This window comes from Wolbachia endosymbiont (group A) of Cephus spinipes (assembly GCF_964026895.1).
GTDB lineage: Bacteria > Pseudomonadota > Alphaproteobacteria > Rickettsiales > Anaplasmataceae > Wolbachia > Wolbachia pipientis.
In genome coordinates this window covers 556616-572024 of record NZ_OZ034713.1, presented here as the reverse complement: position 1 = coordinate 572024, position 15409 = coordinate 556616, and the positions used below count along the sequence as shown (strand labels likewise).

17 protein-coding genes and 1 tRNA gene are annotated in these 15409 nt (G+C 34.5%); 11 read left to right on the top strand and 7 right to left on the bottom strand.

The annotated features are described in order from the left end of the window. Positions 1-894: 894 nt before the first annotated feature. The 4 genes from AAGD59_RS02720 to AAGD59_RS02705 form a co-directional block, all read right to left on the bottom strand. Positions 895-1653, bottom strand: coding sequence for a cell division protein FtsQ/DivIB (locus tag AAGD59_RS02720; protein ID WP_341812955.1), 759 nt, complete (start codon positions 1651-1653; stop codon positions 895-897). Continuing rightward, positions 1634-2587, bottom strand: coding sequence for a D-alanine--D-alanine ligase (locus AAGD59_RS02715; protein ID WP_041573499.1), 954 nt, complete (start codon positions 2585-2587; stop codon positions 1634-1636). Before AAGD59_RS02715 ends, AAGD59_RS02720 begins: the two co-directional genes overlap by 20 nt. A gap of 89 nt (positions 2588-2676) precedes the next feature. Next, on the bottom strand, positions 2677-3462 hold the full coding sequence (locus AAGD59_RS02710; RefSeq protein ID WP_015588845.1) for a hypothetical protein: 786 nt from the start codon (positions 3460-3462) through the stop codon (positions 2677-2679). Positions 3463-3655: 193 nt separating this feature from the next. Then, positions 3656-4030, bottom strand: a complete 375-nt coding sequence (locus AAGD59_RS02705; protein ID WP_141456813.1) for a ferredoxin family protein — start codon at positions 4028-4030, stop codon at positions 3656-3658. 61 nt (positions 4031-4091) lie between these two features. Here AAGD59_RS02705 and dprA point away from each other — a divergent pair, with 61 nt between their 5' ends. Further along, positions 4092-5180: a DNA-processing protein DprA gene (gene dprA / locus AAGD59_RS02700; RefSeq protein WP_015588847.1), complete on the top strand. Its 1089-nt coding sequence runs from the start codon at positions 4092-4094 to the stop codon at positions 5178-5180. Positions 5181-5403: 223 nt separating this feature from the next. Here dprA and AAGD59_RS02695 read toward each other — a convergent pair whose 3' ends face one another. Together AAGD59_RS02695 and AAGD59_RS02690 are read right to left on the bottom strand one after the other, a co-directional pair. Next, complete coding sequence (locus AAGD59_RS02695) at positions 5404-6132, bottom strand: triosephosphate isomerase (protein ID WP_015588848.1); 729 nt, start codon at positions 6130-6132, stop codon at positions 5404-5406. A 24-nt stretch (positions 6133-6156) separates the two neighbouring features. Beyond that, positions 6157-6229 (bottom strand) — tRNA-Thr (locus tag AAGD59_RS02690). Positions 6230-6307: 78 nt separating this feature from the next. On the opposite strand from AAGD59_RS02690, the gene rsmA reads away from it, so the two are divergent. From rsmA to secD, 6 genes are all read left to right on the top strand, one after another. Beyond that, positions 6308-7120: a 16S rRNA (adenine(1518)-N(6)/adenine(1519)-N(6))-dimethyltransferase RsmA gene (gene rsmA / locus AAGD59_RS02685; RefSeq protein ID WP_015588849.1), complete on the top strand. Its 813-nt coding sequence runs from the start codon at positions 6308-6310 to the stop codon at positions 7118-7120. Positions 7121-7236: 116 nt separating this feature from the next. Then, complete coding sequence (guaB, locus tag AAGD59_RS02680) at positions 7237-8730, top strand: IMP dehydrogenase (protein WP_065095043.1); 1494 nt, start codon at positions 7237-7239, stop codon at positions 8728-8730. A gap of 63 nt (positions 8731-8793) precedes the next feature. Further along, positions 8794-8928 carry an IS3 family transposase gene (locus AAGD59_RS02675; protein WP_007548354.1) on the top strand — a complete coding sequence of 45 codons (135 nt, stop codon included), beginning with the start codon at positions 8794-8796 and terminating at the stop codon, positions 8926-8928. Beyond that, positions 8925-9059, top strand: a complete 135-nt coding sequence (locus AAGD59_RS02670) for a hypothetical protein (protein ID WP_007548509.1) — start codon at positions 8925-8927, stop codon at positions 9057-9059. Before AAGD59_RS02675 ends, AAGD59_RS02670 begins: the two co-directional genes overlap by 4 nt. Before the next feature lie 447 nt (positions 9060-9506). Continuing rightward, complete coding sequence (locus tag AAGD59_RS06930) at positions 9507-9692, top strand: DDE-type integrase/transposase/recombinase (RefSeq protein ID WP_338062968.1); 186 nt, start codon at positions 9507-9509, stop codon at positions 9690-9692. 247 nt (positions 9693-9939) lie between these two features. Continuing rightward, positions 9940-11448, top strand: coding sequence for a protein translocase subunit SecD (gene secD, locus AAGD59_RS02665; RefSeq protein ID WP_265028044.1), 1509 nt, complete (start codon positions 9940-9942; stop codon positions 11446-11448). Here secD and AAGD59_RS02660 read toward each other — a convergent pair. Continuing rightward, the gene (locus AAGD59_RS02660) at positions 11445-12230 is read right to left on the bottom strand and encodes an enoyl-ACP reductase (protein ID WP_015588852.1); all 786 of its coding nucleotides are present in this window, start codon (positions 12228-12230) and stop codon (positions 11445-11447) included. The two genes, secD and AAGD59_RS02660, sit on opposite strands and share 4 nt — an antisense overlap. 233 nt (positions 12231-12463) lie before the next feature. Between AAGD59_RS02660 and AAGD59_RS02655 the strand changes: the two genes are divergently transcribed. The 4 genes from AAGD59_RS02655 to AAGD59_RS02640 all read left to right on the top strand — a co-directional run bounded on the left by AAGD59_RS02655 (position 12464) and on the right by AAGD59_RS02640 (position 15406). Further along, positions 12464-13279: a hypothetical protein gene (locus AAGD59_RS02655; RefSeq protein WP_015588853.1), complete on the top strand. Its 816-nt coding sequence runs from the start codon at positions 12464-12466 to the stop codon at positions 13277-13279. Between the two features lie 62 nt (positions 13280-13341). Then, positions 13342-14514 (top strand): porin, encoded by a 1173-nt coding sequence (locus AAGD59_RS02650; RefSeq protein ID WP_141456814.1) that lies wholly within the window; start codon positions 13342-13344, stop codon positions 14512-14514. A 170-nt stretch (positions 14515-14684) separates the two neighbouring features. Continuing rightward, the gene (locus AAGD59_RS02645) at positions 14685-14987 is read left to right on the top strand and encodes a transposase (protein ID WP_081600753.1); all 303 of its coding nucleotides are present in this window, start codon (positions 14685-14687) and stop codon (positions 14985-14987) included. Next, positions 14972-15406: an IS3 family transposase gene (locus AAGD59_RS02640; protein WP_141456787.1), complete on the top strand. Its 435-nt coding sequence runs from the start codon at positions 14972-14974 to the stop codon at positions 15404-15406. The genes AAGD59_RS02645 and AAGD59_RS02640 overlap by 16 nt, the downstream gene beginning before the upstream one ends. Positions 15407-15409: the final 3 nt, after the last annotated feature.

Genomic DNA, 15409 nt, shown 5'->3' with positions numbered 1-15409 from the left:
TACAGGGGCATTTCAATAGATCTCTTGCATAAAAATTCCTTGACAAACCTCGCCAGCCCCCTTATCATGAAACTGAAGCTATTTATTTATCTTCTCTGTACAGATTAAATGACAAAAAAACTCACGTATCTGGCGTCTCATGTTTAATTTTTTGCACTATGTGCACCTTATGTCTTTATAAAATTCTAGGTTTTTACCTAATATAAGCTAAAATGCGCTTATAAAGCATTTAAAACATAAAAAAACGCCAACTTAAAAAATGGATAGTGAATAACTAGCTACCCTAGGGTTTCTTTTGCCTTTTTTTCTGTTTAGTAAATTTCTTAATGTTTCTAATTTAGATTAGTTGCGGTTTAAAAGCAACTAAATCGCGGTTATTAAGCATTTAGAATAAAAAAACGCCATACTTGAAAGTATAATGTAAGTAATTAGCCAACCACGGGGCTTCTTTTGCCTTTTTTTTTATTTGGTAAATTTCTTAATATTTATGGCTAAACGACAATCGTCATCCCGCTGCTTGTTAGCGGGATCTCTTGTTAGCGGCTGAGATACCGCGAATGAATCGCGGTATGACGGTTCGCGGCGGTATGACGGTTTGCGACGGCGTGACGATAAGCTCGTCATCCCGCTACGTGTTAGCGGGATCTATGTTAAGAGATACCGCGAATGAATCGCGGTATGACGGTTCGTGACGGTATGACGGTTCGCGGTGACATGACGATAACCTCGTCATCCCGCTACGTGTTAGCGGGATCTATGTTAAGGTATGGCGGTTAAATAAGGGATCTATGTTAAGAGATACCGCGAATGAATCGCGGTATGACGGTTCGCGGCGGGATTCCAGTGTCTGGGCACTGGGATGACAGGAAAAGGGGCTACTTGGATGACAGCAGATCACCTCTTCACAAAAATTTTATCAGTAATACGCATATCAATAATACTCCAATCGCTGAAAGTAAAATCAGTTGTATTGTGTAAGTGGTTTAAATAGTCCCATGCACTATAAGGGTTATCTTCAGGCAGTTTTACTGTGGAATCGTTATCAAGTATGATATTCCATCTTCTATTCCCTATATAAGCAAAAGAAGAAATGTGGTCTCTTAATTGAGTTTTACTCTCCAACACATCTCTAACAAATTCTAGGTTTGATAACGAGTTTTGTCCTTTAATTACAACAAGATCATCTACTAGATAGTCATCTACGATCACTTTACCTTCAAAATCAATTACCGAGGTTTTGTTATTATCTTTCCAGAGAGCAAACGGTTTATGCTCATCTATATTAATGTGTAGAGTATTGGGCAAAATTCTGTGAACTCTTACGTGTTTTATCCACCTGCTTACGGATTGTATGTTACCGGCAAGTCTTGAAAGTGATATATACAGGATAGGTTGCGTTCTATCTGTCAAACTTAGAATATCCTTTTTGTTTGTAAATTTATTGCCGCTCACGACTACTTCGTCGATTGAAAATCCACTACTGAGTAATAAACTAGATAGGCAGTCATTATACCAAGTAAAGTAGTAATTAAATCGATTTATTATTTTATCAAGTGAGCTGTAAAGTATTAGCGTAAGAAAAAGTGCTGTGATAATAACCAAGGCACACTTACGCAAAAAACTCCTTTGGCTTCTAGTAATACTGCTCAACATGACTTAAATCCCTAATATTTTTGTGCTGCAAACTATCTTCAATAATAATTTTAACTAATTCATTAAAATTGATTCCTTTTGCCAATTTTGCAATTTCTGGCACTAACGATAACTCAGTAAACCCAGGATGTGTATTAATCTCAAGCATTTTTAAAGTGTTATTTTTGGGATTATAACGGAAATCTGAGCGGGAAATAGTTTTGCATCCTAAAAATTGATGAACTTTCAGTGCGTGTTCCAAGGTCATTTTATATATATTGTTAGGAATTTCAGCGGGAAATATATGTTCTGCAAATCCATCTGTATACTTTGCTTCATAATCATAGAATTTATTTTTTGGTCGTACTTCTATAGTGCCAATTGCTTCATCCAGCAATACAGCAGTATGTAACTCTATGCCCGGTATGTATTCTTCTACGATCATCTTTTCCATTATAGTAGAACTATTATCTTTCAGTTCTAAGTAATCCTCGTGCGAGAAAATTATGTACACTCCAATACTTGAACCTTCATTAATTGGTTTTAAGACGTACGGATAATCGATTTTAATATTATTTTTTAGTAGATCTTCTCGGCTAATTACATAACCTTTTGGAGTGTCGATACTAAGGGACCGAAATATATGCTTTGACATCACTTTATTCATAGCAACAGCAGAAGCCATAACTCCTGAGTGTGTATATTTTATACCTAAAATCTCCAATAAACCTTGAATGCAGCCATCTTCACCATAAGGTCCATGCAGAGCGATAAAAGCAAGGCCCGAATTAATTTTTCTAAGCTTTTCAGCAATGTTACTGTCAACATCTATTTCTATTGCATTATATGAAAGGCTATCGAGCGCCTTCTTTACTGCTTTTCCGCTCATAAGCGATATTTCTCTCTCACAAGAAAACCCACCACTTAAAATTGCTATAGTTGGAACCATAAGCATTCTATGTTTTACTATATAGCATATATAATGGTTACATTAAGCTTATTAAATACCTACTTTGGCTAACTATAAGACCTTCTTACTTTCCTTTAAGCACTTTTTTTATCCACTTCAAATAGCGTGCTCGGCAACGGTACTGGCGTGTTTGCTGCACCTTTATACTGTTCACAGACAAGCTTTTCTAAATCCTCAGCAGATTGTTCTTTTGCTTCTTCTTTTTTCACTACTCCACTAGTTACTAAATCAATTAAGGCTGTAGTGTGTATTATCATTCGATTATTTAGCTCAAATATCTTTTTTGTATCAAGTGAGGGGTTTCTAATTAAGGCAGATAGTGCATGCATATATTTGTCTATATCAGAAAGACTTTTGCTTGTATCATAGTTGCTAACTAATATATATTCCTTCAAACGCTCAATTTCTTCTGGAGTAAACTTGTAAACTTCATCAAGTTTCCTTATTAAAGATATAGTAAGTATTCTACTTAGAACTCTTAATTCTCTAATAAATTGTACTCCTTCTCCTTCAGGATAAGACATTTCTTCCTTTTTATATTTCTTGAATAATTCTTGATCATAAGACTTCTTAAAATCTGACATTATTGCCAATGCTAACTCTTTTGAACCTAACTTATAAGCTTCGTTGAAGCTGCTTGCGTTGGCATCTTGTGCACCGCCTGCAGTAATTCCACAACTCCAAGAAATCTTTTTAAACAAGCTATAATACTCTTTTATCATCTCTTCCAGCAATATTTTAATATCATCTTCGGTTAACTTTACTGTTGATAATAGATCACATGTTTTTTCAAGATTACCGTTCGCTTGAAAAAGTAACCCTTCAATCTTTTTAATGGTTTCTCTTTTATTTATACTCATAACTTACCCCCAAGATTTAATGCTAACAGCTAGTTTTATAATCAAATATTTCAAAAGTCAATAAGCCTTTTTCCTTAATCCTTAAATTAATCGATACTAATTTATCAGCATAACAACTTAGATAACGCAACTATTTTCAGCAACCAAAAACAATAACCCTGAAATACAAAAAGTTTCTTTTCCTTCAGCAGTATTATTCTAAATTTTCCTCAAAATAAGTTGTTTTATCCTTTTTTTCCTTATACTCTTCTGCTGTATAGAGAGGTTGCTTCTTAGCTGTGATATTTGGCCATTTTTGTGAGTATTCTACGTTTATGTTGTAAAATGATTTGAAGATTTTTTGTTCACTGTTCAGTAACTCTTCATCTAGTTCTAAAATATCTTTTATGGAATCATCAGTTACAATTGCATCTACTGGACACTCAGGTATGCACACTCCGCAATCAATACATTCATCTGGGTTAATCACGAGCATGTTTTTACCTTCATAGAAGCAGTCAACGGGACATACTTCCACACAGTCCGTATATTTACATTTTATGCATTTATCTGTAACAAAATGCGTCATAAAACACTGTATATTTGCATTATCTTGGGTACACTAAATTGATAAGAAATTCAAGCCTTTTATGAAGATAAATAAATTGAACAACAAAGAATTAGAAGTATGGTTAAGCTTGGCTAGAACTATAGGACCAACAAAGTTTTTTAGTATACTAAGAACACATGGATCGCTAGATGAGGTGCTAAAATATCTCAATAGGGTGGCTAATAATAAGGTGTATGGCATTCAAGATGCACGAGAAGAAATCAATAATGCAGAAAGAATTGGAGCTAAAATTATACCCGCATGTGACCCAGATTACCCTGATCTTTTAAGAAATATCTCTAGTTGTCCTCCTGTAATAACTGCGCTTGGTGATATATCATTATTAAGCCGTGAGATAATTGCAATAATCGGTGGGCGTAACTCTTCAATGAATGGAAGAAATTTTGCCAATAAGTTGGCACTTGATTTAAGCGAAGCTGGTTTTGTTATCGTTTCTGGACTTGCAAAAGGAATCGATACTGCAGCAAACAGTGTAATATACAAAAATCATCCCACTATTGCTGTTACAGCAAGCGGAATTGATGTGGTGTATCCAAAAGAGAATTTTGATCTATACAAAAAAATCACTGGGAACGGTGGGTTAGTAATTACTGAGCTTCCATTTGCTACTAAACCAAAGCCTCAGTATTTTCCTCAGAGGAATCGAATTATATCTGGCCTATCGCTAGGTGTTGCAGTGATTGAAGCATCGAAACGTTCTGGCTCTCTAATAACAGCAGATTTTGCTTTAAATCAAGGGAGAGAGGTGTTTGCAGTTTCTGGTTTCCCTTTAGATTCACGCTGTAGTGGTAGTAATTATTTAATTAAAAACGGTGCTAAGCTTATCGAATCCGCTGATGACATAATAGAGAGTATTAGGTTTAGTCTACCTCCGCAGCAAAAAAAACTATTTGATGTTGAGCACTATGCTGTTAACCAAAAACAAGAAAAATTACAACAGGCAAAATCTGTTATAGTTGATCATATTAACTCTGTACCTGTTGATATAGATGAACTTATATTAGCAAGCGGACTTTCTACCAACATAGCTCTAATGGCTCTTTTGGAACTAGAGTTGGAAAACAGAATAGAGCGTTCCCCGGGGAATAAAATATCGTTAATTTTCTAGATTACTTTAGCTATAGCTAGGTCGTTTTACTAGATGTTCGTACAGATATAGCTAAAGTGGCTTAGGTTTACCTACAATTTGAAAAACAACAAATTCGTCATCCCGCTACGTGTTAGCGGGATCTAGAGATACCGCGAATGAATCGCGGTATGACGTAGGGAAACCTTTCTTGGGTTAGCTATATATGCTTGACACTGAAATGATGTCATTTGTTATAGGATTCTTAGTTGCTGATTTTAGAATTGATAAGAGAAAACTTTTTTTCAACTTGTTGTATAATTTTATAAAAGTGATCGAAATCTAAGCTTGCACTGCCAATTAAAACTCCTGATAAATTTGAGATACTGAGCAAATTTTCTATATTTTCTGAACTGACTGAACCACCATATATAATGTGTTTTTTACTAGTACACAATTTTATTACCTCTATCACCTTAGCAATTGCATCATTATTTGGCACATGACCTGTGCCTATTGCCCATATTGGCTCATATGCTACGGTATATTCACCGTGTGTTGGCAAGCGGTTTTTACATTGATATTCTATTACTTCTTTTGTTTTTTCATTCTTATAATCTTCTGAATTTTCACCTACACAGATAATTGGGTGTAAGCCTGATTCTATTGCTATTTCCGACTTAAGTTTTATTTCACTATCTTTTTCATTAGCCCTTTCAGAATGCCCAAGTATTACGTAAGTACACCCTAGTTCTTTTAACATTTCTGCACTAATTTCACCTGTGTAAGAACCGAACTTTTTATGATGGCAATTCTGTGCTCCTATATTAATATTATTGTTCAACTCTATACTGCTTGGAAATGATGTAAAAGGAGGGCAAATCACTAGCTTAGAGGTAATTTCGTTGCTCTTGTTGTTAAGTTTGCCTATAAAGTCAACAAATGAAGAACGCATTCCATTCATTTTCCAATTTGCTACTATTAAAAAGGACATCAACTTTACTTATATGAGTGAGAGTGCCGGCTGTCGGACTTGAACTGACAACCTACTGATTACAAGTCAGTTGCTCTACCAATTGAGCTAAGCCGGCGTTAAACACATTAATAATATACAATTATCAATGAATTTTAGTCAACTAATTTTTAAAATACTGTATAATGAAAATAATATGAAAAAATTTTTACTGAAGCCAAAAAAGAGTCTAGGGCAAAATTTTATTTTATCGAGTGAGATAACAAAAAAAATAGTCGCTTTAGCTGGTAGTCTGGAGAATTTTAATGTCATTGAAATTGGTCCTGGATATGGTGCATTAACAAGAGAAATATTGGTGCATAATCCAAAGTCTCTACTTTCTATAGAAAAAGATAGAGATTTAGTAAAACACCATGATCAACTGCTAAATGAGCATCAAGGAAAGTATAAAATTATAGAAGCAGATGCACTGCACGTTATAGAAGAAGAGCTGATAGAACGTCCAGTTAAAGTTATTGCTAACTTGCCTTACAATATCTCGGTAGTGTTATTTTTAAAGTGGTTAAATAATATAAAATTTTTTACGAACTTGACATTAATGTTTCAAAAAGAGGTAGCAGATCGCATTACGGCAAGACCCAATTCTAAAGATTATGGTTCCTTATCAGTGCTAAGCCAGTTACTATGTGATATAAAAAAGGAATTTGATATTGAACCTAAAGAGTTTTTTCCAAGACCAAAAATACATTCTTCAGTAATTACAGTAAATCCTTTGCCTATCCCAAAATTTGCAGTAAATTTGGAAACCTTAACAAGATTAACACGTGCTGTTTTTTCTCAAAGAAGAAAGATGCTGAGAAATAGCTTGCAAAATATAACGAACCACGCTGAAACTGTCCTTGAAAACGCTAAATTGAGCGGAAACCAGCGTCCAGAAAACTTAACTATTGAGCAGTTTTGTTTGCTGGCAAATAATGTAGAATGCTTATTTTGCAATAAAATGTATTAGCAACTATATAGCTTTTCTATCTCCTAAAAACAGTTAGAGCTATACAATTAAAGGCTCCTAGCTAATTTTGCCTATTGCAATTTAATTAATTGGCGTATAAGCTTTAAATAAAGCCTATGAAAAAAATGGAAGCTTGTTATTCGTTTGACGATATACTTCTTTTGCCAGCCTATTCTAATATATTGCCTTGCGATGCAGATACAAAAACTTATTTAACAAATAGTATAGAACTAAATATCCCTCTCATATCCTCTGCAATGGATACTGTTACTGAATCGGGCTTTGCAATAGCTATTGCCCAACATGGAGGGATAGGTTGCATACATAAGAATTTATCAATAGATGAACAAGTTTTAGAAGTAAGAAGGGTGAAAAAATATGAAAGTTGGATCGTGTATAACCCAATTACGATTTCACCGGATAAAACAGTTGCGGAAGCAATTTCATTAATGAGAGAGCACAATTATTCTGGCATTCCTGTAGTCGATCAACGCAAGTTAGTTGGAATTTTAACTAACCGAGATGTGAGATTTATTGAAGACCAGAACATGAATGTAAAAGTTTCCGAAGTGATGACAAAAGATAAGTTAGTGACAGTGCGGGAGCAGGGAGTGAATAGTGCCTCAGCAATGAAATTGTTGCATGAAAATAGAATAGAAAAGCTTTTGGTCGTAGATGAAAATTCTTGTTGTATAGGTTTAATTACGGTTAAAGACATTGAAAAATACAATAGATACCCAAATTCATGTAAAGACAGTAAAGGGCGTCTCAGAGTTGCCGCTGCAATTGGCACTGGTAAAAAAGATGGTATAGACAGATGTGAAGCTTTGATCGGAGAAGAAGTTGATGTAGTTGTTGTGGATACTGCTCACGGTCATTCCGAAAACGTTATCAATACCATTAGGGAAATAAAAAAGATGTATCCTAATACGCAATTAATTGGCGGAAACATTGCAACAAAGGAGGCTGCTGAAGCGTTGATTGATGCGGGTGTTGATGCAGTGAAGGTTGGAATAGGACCAGGATCAATCTGTACAACCAGAATAGTTACAGGTGTTGGTGTGCCACAATTCTCTGCAATCAAGAATGTTGCAGAGGCGTGTAGAGCAAGAAACGTCAGACTAATTGCTGATGGTGGGGTAAAATACTCAGGAGATGTTGCAAAAGCTATTGCAGCTGGTGCTGACTCTGTGATGATTGGTTCGATTTTTGCTGGCACTGACGAAAGCCCAGGTGAGATTATTATGTATAAGGGCAGAGCATATAAAGGCTATCGAGGAATGGGATCTATTAGTGCAATGAAACGAGGTTCAGCTAGCCGTTATTTTCAAGATAAAGATTCAAAACTCAAATTAGTTCCACAAGGAGTGGAAGGAAGAGTTCCATTCAAAGGTCCAGCTTCAGGAGTAATCCATCAATTGATTGGCGGATTGCAAGCTGCAATGGGGTATACTGGTAATAGGAATATAGAAGAGATGAAAAAAAATTGTAAATTTGTTACTATTACTGCATCAGGATTAAGAGAGAGTCACGCTCATGATATAGTCATTACACAAGAAGCTCCAAATTATGCTTATCAAACGTCCAATTTGTCAACCGATTCGGAGTAGTCCAGAAAAAGTAGAGAGAAAGTTAAGACGTTTTTGGAGTAAAATAAAACGTTTTTTCAAAATATGACAAATAGAAGAGAATATACAGCAGAATTCAAATTAGAAGCTGTTAAGCTGGTTAAAGAAACAGGTCAAGCAAGTACAAAAATAGCAAAAGATCTAGGTATAGATGGCAGTATGTTAAGTAAGAAAATATGATGGAAAAATGTCTGGAGCATACGCATTTCCAGGCAAAGGCTCCTTATGACAAAGAAAGATTTGATCTAAAAAAAGAGCTAATAAGAGAAAGAGACATCTTAAAAAAAGCCCTGGGCAAAGAAAAAGAGTAAAGTATTCTTTTATATAGAAATTGCTATAAAACACAGGAACTATGTAGGGTTTTGTACTGGTGGTATTGGTTGCTAAGGAAAAAAGCAGTAAAGAATTAGCAAAAGAAGGGCTTCTAGCAGATATTCAAAAAATACATCAAGCATTCTAAATGCAGATATGGAGCCCCTAAAATTCACGCTGAATTAAAAGCTTTAGGCAAAAATTAAAACAGTACAAAGTGTTATGCAAGAAAATGGCATTAAAACCAAGCTTAGACGAAGGTTCAAAAATAAAAAACAGCAAATAAGCAACCGAGTTGTGGCTCCGAACACATTGGATCAAAATTTTACTACTGATCAGCCAAATAAAGTTTGGGATTACCTACATAAAAACTAAAGAAGGTTGTTGGCGGCAATAATTGACCTATATTCACGCATGGTGGTTAATGAGTAACATGATAATTAGTTATAGATTCTTTATTGATGGCCGTTGATAAACGCAAACCCGATAAAAATCTGCTGTTACATAGCGATCAAGGGTCACAGTATACCTCTCAAAATTACCAATTTCTATTGAATACAAAAAACATCATTTCCAGCATGAGCCATAAGGGCTGTTGTTACGATAACTCTGTTGCAGAAAAGTTCACTTAAAAGGGAGCTGCTTATTGATACTTCTCGCTCAACAAACCAGAACTGCCATATTTGAATACATAGAAATCTTTTGTAACAAATAACGTAGACATTCTACTATTAACTATTGCATTCCTGCACAATTTATTCTCATGATAAAAACGTCTTAACTTTCTCTCTACTTTTTCTGGGTAAGGTCAAATAGAGAATTTTACAAAAATCTATTTTTAACTTACAATCAATTATTACAATTTTAAACATACAACTTATGTATAACAGACTTATAGTCAAATCTTTTTCAGTATTATGCATCTGTTTATTTGCTTTATACATAACACTGCCAAATTTCTTTGATAATAAGCTTTTTATTTCGAAAAAAAGAATAAACTTAGGCCTTGACCTGAAAGGAGGGGCATCTTTGCTTTTAAACATAGACTTAGACTTCTATTTTAAGGAAAAGCTAAGCATGCTAGCTAACGAAATAAAAGAGACATTGCTAACAAAAAATATTGAATCTAACGTACAAAATAGCGTTATAACTTTAAATAATATTGATGATTATAAAAAAGCATCTGTGTTGATTAATGCGATAAATCCAAATTTAGAGCTAAATAGAAAAGATTCTTCGATTCTCATTTCGTATAAACCCCATCATAAAAATTCTTTGATCAGTGAAGTAGCTGCAGAATCAATAAACAATGTCCAGCGCCGTTTGGACAAACTTGGCACAAAGGAAGTCAGCGTTCAAAAACAAGGGCAGAATAAAATATTAGTGCAGGTGCCTGGAGTAGAAGATACCAAGCAGATAAAATCTCTGCTTGGCAAAACTGCTAAGCTAGCTTTTCATTTGGCAAACACTAACATAGCCAAGGTGCAGGATATAGACCATGAAACCACTGTCATGCTCAAGGATTCTTTAGGTAATTCTTATCCAATATTCCGCAAAACTGAAATAGGTGGTGATTCGCTGGTTAACGCATCAGTTAGATTTGGTCACTTAGGTAAACCAACAGTGCATTTTAAATTTGACAGCATAGCGAGTAAAAGATTCGCAAAAATCACTAAAGAAAATGTGGGAAAACCTTTTGCAATTGTTCTGGATAACACAGTCTTAACAGTACCTACAATACGTGAGCCAATTTTAAATGGAGAGGGAGAAATTAGCGGTAATTTTACTGAAAAACAAGCAAGCGAACTTGCAATACTTTTAAAATCTGGAGCACTGCCAGCACCACTTAAAATAATTGAAGAAAAAAACATTGGCCCAAGTCTTGGAGAAGAATCAATAAAGGCAGGGGAAATGGCAGCAACAATCTCTATTATAGCCGTGGCTTTATTTATAATCATCACTTACGGTAAATTAGGTGTATTGGCCTCTGTTGCGCTTTTTTCTAATGTAATTCTTATATTATCAATTCTCACTCTGCTTGAAGCAACTCTAACTTTACCTGGAATTGCCGGTATTGCACTCACTGTCGGTATGGCGGTGGATGCAAATGTTTTAATATTTGAGCGAATTCGTGAGGAAATAAAATCTGGCAAGAGAGTGGAACGTGCTATTGAAGAAGGGTTTAAAAACGCTATAAAGACAATACTGGATTCAAATATCACTACATTAATTGCTGCAGGAATAATGTTCATTATTGGCAGTGGAGCAATTAGAGGCTTTTCTGTCACTTTATCAATAGGAATTTTATGTTCGATGTTTTCTGCAATCACAGTCACAAAACTCCTGATAGAGTTGTGTATGAACCCGAAGGAACTAGTGCTTTGTTAGTCAACTACCTTCATTCCCACAACGTTATATCCTGAATCAACGTGCAAAATTTCTCCAGTAGTGCCACTACTTAAATCGCTTAATAAGTATAGCGCTGCCTTGCCAACATCCTCTATTGTAACATTGCGTCTGAGCGGAGAATTATTTCTATTCCATTCTGATATGAAGTGAAAATCGCTTATTCCAGAAGATGCTAAAGTTCTGATTGGACCAGCGGAAATTGCATTTACTCTGATATTTTGTGGCCCGAGATCACATGCTATATATTTTACACTTGCTTCAAGTGCTGCTTTACATAAACCCATAACGTTATAATTTGGCATAACTTTTTCAGCGCCATAATAAGATAAAGTAAGCAAACTACCACCACCTGACATCATTTTTTCAGCTCTTTGTGCTAAAGCAGTGAAAGAATAGCACGATATATGCATTGCATTGAGGAAGTTATTCAGTGAAGTATTGACATATTTACCATCTAACTCATTTTTATCGGAGAATGCTATTGCATGCACCAAAAAGTCAAGAGTACCCCATTTTTTCTCTATTATTTCAAAAGCGTTATCTACGATTTTTTCATTTGAAACGTCACAGTGTAGTATTAGCTCCACATTTAATTCATCTGCTATTGGTAATAATTTTTCTTTTATTATTTCGTTCTGGTAGGTGATTGCAAGTTCTGCCCCGTGCTCTGAGAGAGCTTTTGCTATACCGCATGCTATCGATCTCTTATTTATTATTCCGGTTATTAATCCCTTTTTGCCTTGTAATAGACTTGTCGTCATAGAACTATCTGTTTTTTTATAATTTGGAATATTAACTAGGTAAAGTCAAGATATCACTATGTTTTAAAATATTTTTTGCAGTAACTTGAAGTCTATAAACAGTAATCTTGATTCTTCTACAACAAAGCCATCCCGTATGACATTTTGTCTATACCTAATTAAGCATATCAATAAGTAAGTAAATCTTAATATAATCTTATTATACTTATAAATACGCTGTATAGAATGAAAGTATGGATGATTTCATAACTGCAAGAAGAAAAGATGATGCTGTGGTATCTGTTTGTCAGGATAATAAGAAAAAAAACGTGTTAATTTTAGGGCTCAATCAAGCCGCAAGGAATTTGTTAAAATACGAGGAAGGGAATTTACTTAATAAGCCGTTAATCAATATTTTAAGTGCAAGAGCAGCTGACGACATGAAGAATTATTTAGAGTATACCGAAAATGGGCACGATTTACTTGATATATTACCTAAAGTGATAGATTTTTCCTTAACTGATGCTAAAGGAGAAGATATCAGGACAAAAGTAAAAGTTTTCCGCACTGCACAATTTGCCAGTAATAAAATAAATTATGAGCTGTTAATACGTGATATCAGTTTGTCCCATAAATTAGGAATCTTTAGAGATGAATATCTAATGGGTAAGAAATATAAAAACCATGACTTATTCGATATACCGGGCAATGAGTCCACTATTTTAGAGTTATACCTTATATTGAATTTCGCCTTTCAACATCAAATTAATGCAGCTATAGGAATAATTGGCTTAAATAGTAGCTGTAGCGAGACAAATGATGCACTGAAAGTTGTCATAGAACATTTTTATAAAAATTGCCGTAGTGATGATTTTCTAGGGTATATTGATGAGAATAAAGTGCTTTTTGTTTTGATTAACTGCGATGTAAAAAGTACATCTAAAATAATTAATCGTATACATTCTGCCATTAATAAGCAGTTATTAATGCAAAAATTACCAAGTGTATCAATAATTTATGGGAATATAGCTCAAAAACAGGCAGCAAAATCTACCAGCGGTGCCTTCTGAAAAGTTGTTTTTTATTTATATTGAGTTTAAACTTAAATTTTTATAAAGATTTAAGGTTATTTATGAAGTTAAAGTACTACCTGGTAGCACTGCTTTCATCATTGTTTTTGCAGAATAGTGCTAGCTCTAAAACAATTTTGGATAAGGAAATATTTTATGCAGAACTAGACGGAAAAATAGATTTGAGATTCGGCTACGCCTTCAACAGAGATTCTTTCAATGCTAAGCCTAAGGATAAAACTTCAAGTTATTCATACTTGCGCTTTCTTTATTTACAGCAAGTTTATCCAAATACTCAAATGGGGGTTAATGTTAAGGCAGGGGTTTCTGGTATTGCAAACCTAAAAGCGTTAGACATAGAAAAGTTAGACATGGAGGAATGGTATTTTATCATAAAAAACCAGGAACTTGGATCAATTGAATATGGTAAAAGAAGTTTAGTTGGTCAGAGCATGTTAATTAACACTTCAAAAATTTATGCAGCTGCTGGAGGAGTAAATGGTCATTGGACAAACTATGCAAATTTGCGCGGTGATCATAAAAAAGATGGTGACCCTGGATATGATCAAGACAAGGTGTTCTGGGTCAAGCCCAATATTTATAGCGATTATAATGAACTCGAACTAGGGTTAAAACAATCATCAATTAACTACATCTCCCCTGAAATCTATAACTTTCAACTCGGATTCAGTTATGTTCCAGGAAAAAATAACTTACAGTACAGCAATTTAATTGCTGCTGGCCTTTCCTATAAAAACAGCTTGTCAGATGATATAGGTTTTACTACTGCCTTAACTGGTGAATTTGCAAGAGAAAATTTAACTGATTGCTCAGATGGGACTTCTAAAAATTATGAATGCCGCAATCAATTACTACACTGGAATTTTGGTTTGAAGCTAAAATTGTTCGATCTTGATTGCATTTTTTCGTATGGTAATGGTGGTAAATCTGGTGAGAAGCGTAATCCTGAAACAAATAATACGTATTATATGAATGCAGGTATCGCTTACCGTTCTGATTCTTACAAATCGAGCTTAACATATTTTAGTAGTGGTAGGGATATTGCAGGCGAAGGTACAAACGAGTTAACATCATATGCTTTAAGTCTTGAAAATTCTCTTTTTTTAGGTACTTCATACTATTTCGATATTGTAAAGTTTAGTACAAAAGAGCCTAAAATAGAAAATAACAACTCTGGTTATGTGTTCTTGGCTGGACTGAAATTAAGTTTTTAATATTGCCTCCTTCCAACACTCTTTTCTGTCATCCAAGGTAACCGTTCACAGATTTCCACTTAATTTTTCAATCTCACTCATGGAGAGGCCAGTAAACTGACCTTACCCAGAAAAAGTGGAGAGAAAGAAAAGAGTTTTTTTGGGTAAAATAAAATTTTGGAGGATTAGAAATGGTAAGAGAATATACAGCAGAATTCAAATTGGAAGCTGTTAAACTGGCAAATGAACAAAGAAAGGCAGGTCAAACAATTACAAAAATAGCAAGAGATTTAGGAATAAAGGGTGGTTTATTAGGAAAATGGATAAAGAAACACAACGAAAAAAAGTCGGCAGCAGATGCATTTCCAGGTAGAGGTAACATGGCTCCTTACGACAAAGAGAGGTTTGATTTACAAAGCAAGAGTAACAAGGGAAAGAGACATTTAAAAAAAAGCCCTGGCCAGTCAAAAAGAGTAAAATATTTTTTTATATAGTAACTGCTATAAAGTACAGGAATTATGTAGGATTTTCTGCTAGTGGCTACTATAAGTGGACTACAAGAAAAATAAGCAGTAGAGAATCAGCAAATAAAGAGCTACTCGAAGCTATTCAAAAAATATATCAAGTTTCTAAATGTAGATATGGAGCTCCTAAAATTTATGCTGAATTGAAGGCTTTGGGTAAAAGTTGCAATTTGAAAACGGTGCAAAGTATTATGCAGAAAAATGACATCAGGGCTATACTGAGAAGAAAGTTTAAAATTAAAAAACAACAAACAGATAATAGAGCTGTAGCTCCCAATATACTAGATCAAAACTTTATTGTTGATCAACCAAATAAAGTATGGGATTACTTACATCAAAACCAAGGAGGGATGGCTATATTTGGCAGCAATAATTCTCACGTATGGTAGTTA